The sequence below is a fragment of the Rhodothermales bacterium genome (genome assembly GCA_013002345.1).
Classification (GTDB): domain Bacteria; phylum Bacteroidota; class Rhodothermia; order Rhodothermales; family JABDKH01; genus JABDKH01.
In genome coordinates this window covers 1-2,589 of the sequence record JABDKH010000179.1, presented here as the reverse complement: position 1 = coordinate 2,589, position 2,589 = coordinate 1, and the positions used below count along the sequence as shown (strand labels likewise).

The 2,589-nt window shown below is 56.8% G+C and carries 2 protein-coding genes; both read right to left on the bottom strand.

What is annotated here, in order from left to right:
- Positions 1 to 1,272, bottom strand: a 1,272-nt coding sequence (locus HKN37_09015; GenBank protein ID NNE46785.1) for an efflux RND transporter permease subunit, incomplete at its 3' end; no start/stop codon positions are given.
- 9 nt (positions 1,273 to 1,281) lie between these two features.
- Positions 1,282 to 2,289 (bottom strand): efflux RND transporter periplasmic adaptor subunit, encoded by a 1,008-nt coding sequence (locus tag HKN37_09010; protein NNE46784.1) that lies wholly within the window; start codon positions 2,287 to 2,289, stop codon positions 1,282 to 1,284.
- Positions 2,290 to 2,589 lie beyond the last annotated feature (300 nt).

Genomic DNA, 2,589 nt, shown 5'->3' with positions numbered 1-2,589 from the left:
CCGCTCTGCCATGATGCGGAACGCGTTCTCGACCATGACGACCGCCCCGTCAACCATCATTCCTATACCGACCGCCAGGCCCGCCAGCGACATCAGATTCGCGGATAGACCCGCTTCGCCCATGAAGATGAACGCGATCAGCATGGCCAGCGGGAGCGCCGTTATCACAACCAACGCCGAGCGGAGTTCGCCAAGAAACAGGAACAGCACAATTGCAACGAGGATAGACCCTTCGATAAGCGCCATAACGGCCGTATTGATTGCTTTGTCGACGAGATCGGTTCGTTCGTAAACGGGCCGCAATACGACACCCTCCGGAAGAGCATCGTTGACGATCTCCACCTTGTCCTTCACGGCATCGACCACGTTCGCAGCGTTCTCTCCAATTCGAGACAACGCCATGCCGAGAACGACCTCTTCACCATCCCTCGTCACCGCGCCAAATCGCAGTGCGGGACCTTGTACAATCGTCGCTATGTCGCGCAGGTAAACAGGAACACCATCCTCTACAGAGATGACCATTGACCCGATGTCATGTTCGTTTTCTACCAGTCCAAGTCCGCGCACCAAGTACTGCTCCGCTCCAATATCGATATACTGTCCACCAACCTGGCGATTGTTGGCCTCTATTACCTCCATGACCTCGCGGAATGTCAGGCCGTACTTGATGAGGTTGAGTGGTTCGATGACGACCTGAAACTGCCGCTCCTGACCGCCCCAGGACATGACATCGTCGACGCCCGGCGCAGTACGCAACATGAGCCGAACCGTCCAGTCGTGCAACGTACGAAGGTCCATATCCGTGATGGTATCCTTGAGCTCTGCGTCTGCGCGCTCCAACGTGTACCAGAACACCTGCCCCAGCCCGGACGTGTTGGGTCCCATTTCCGGCGTACCGTAGCCTTCCGGAATCCGGTCCCCAACCTCCTGCAGCCGCTCCATAACCAATCGTCGCGCGAAGTAGATGTCCATGTCGTCTTCGAAGTAGACGGCGACGTAAGACAACCCGAACAAGCTTACAGAACGAATCTCCTGCACTTTTGGTAGTCCCGCCATGCCGGACTCGATCGGGAACGTGAGCAGCTGCTCCACGTCCTCGGCAGCCAGCCCGGGCGATTCTGTGTAGATATTGACTTGTGCCGGCGTCACATCCGGAAACGCATCAATCGGGACGGTAACGATGGCACGCCAGCCGAGAAAGGCGACGACACCGAACGTGACGAGGACCAGGAATTTGTACCTCAAAGAGGCTTCAACCAGTCGGTTTAGCATGTCAGCCTCCTAGTGTCCGTGACCTTCGCCGAGGGTCGCCTTCAACAGGAGCGACTTCAGATGGAAGATGCCTCCTGTCGCTATGTCATCGCCTTCGACCAAGCCCTGTCGGATTTCGGTCCAGCCGCCGGCAGATCTACCGGTCAATACAGGTTGAGGATGAAACTCGTTGCCACGTTCCAACCGGAACACGGTTGGCGCGCCATTGATCAGCGTTATCGCGTCGTCAGAAATCGCCAGGACCGTCGGCCCTTCGCCGGTACTGATCTCCGCCTCCACAAATTGCCCCGGATGCAGATGATCGTCCGTGTTATCGACTTCGATACGAAGTCCCTGGCGTCGAGTAGTCTCATCGAGCTGGTGATGCAGCTGTACGACACGGCCCTCAATCCAGTGATCTTCCCCGTGGGCAATCCGCACGGGAGCCCCGATCTCGAACTCGGTCAGATCGCTCGGTACAGTGCTGGCCTCGACCCATAATGTCGATTCATCGCTGATCCTGAAAAGCACGCGCCCTGGTTCTATTAACTCGCCGATGATGAAGTTGTCGCTAAGAATGGTTCCCTGCTGGGGGGCCAGGAGATCGAAATCACCGGTAGCAAGCGCCGCGTCTCCTGACGCAAGCATCTGGTTGGCCTCGTCGATGGTCATTCCGTACGCCAACACTTTCGCGAATGCCTGTCGTCTCGCGATCTCGGCTTCTGTGTACCGGCGCTCGGAGACTGCCTGTTTGCCAAGGGAGCTAACGCGCTGCCATTCAGAATCGGCGAGAATGAGCCCGCCCTGCGCCTCGGCCATTTCGACGCTCGATAACGTAGCCATCCTTTGATTCGCGTCAACGACGTCGCCGAGCCTGGCGTGTCTCGCGATCACCTGAGCTGTAATTCGGGTTGTCACGTTGGCCGACTGGTACGCATTAACTACTACTTCAGCAGGCATCAAGACCTGTTCAGACAGGGTCCGAAAAGTGACTTGTCCGGTACTTATCCCGGCCACCGTTCTCTCGGCGGCCGTCATGACTACGGACTCGATCTCTTCTTCCTCGTGTCCGTCTTCATCCTGGGCGAAAAGCGGCCATGCCACGCATAGCAATAGACATGCCGCTGAGTATTTGAATGTATTCATTTCGATATTCCTTAGACTTTGCATCGGAGCGCACCAAATCAGTATGTGGTGCTCGTGCCGAGCCAGTTTTCAATTTGTCCTGACGCTGTCAGCCATTCGAACCACGCGCGCCACAATGCTTCACGTAATTCCAGTGCGCTCTCACGTGTGTCCAGGGTCTGCTGGAGCTGCACGAGAAATTCAGTCGTGCTG

Coding starts and splice junctions, on each gene's coding strand:
- HKN37_09010 (NNE46784.1), bottom strand. CDS start 2,289: ATGACGGCCGCCGAGAGAACGGTGGCCGGGATAAGTACCGGACAAGTC.